Annotated in this window: 1 protein-coding gene; it reads left to right on the top strand. The window is 54.4% G+C overall.

Annotated elements, in window-relative coordinates:
• Window positions 1-217: InlB B-repeat-containing protein (locus PAT3040_RS32245; RefSeq protein WP_146200620.1), on the top strand; the 217-nt coding region annotated here is incomplete at both ends.

The raw sequence follows: 217 nt of genomic DNA, 5'->3' as shown, positions 1-217 counted from the left end.
GACAGCGAAAGGCATGAAGCAGGCGAGGCAGTTATCGTTAAGGCTAGCGGCAGTCTGGTTAGAAACGGTTACACGTTTGCGGGCTGGAACACGTTAGCGAACGGAACTGGCACGAACTATGCGGCTGGCGCAACGCTGACGATAGGAGCTGCAAACGTTACGCTGTATGCGAAGTGGACGCCTAATCCGACGTATACGGTGACGTATAACGGAAACG

Source organism: Paenibacillus agaridevorans, assembly GCF_003112455.1.
Classification (GTDB): domain Bacteria; phylum Bacillota; class Bacilli; order Paenibacillales; family Paenibacillaceae; genus Pristimantibacillus; species Pristimantibacillus agaridevorans.
Note: the sequence above shows the minus strand (reverse complement) of the source record. Positions and strands in the feature narration are given on the sequence as shown.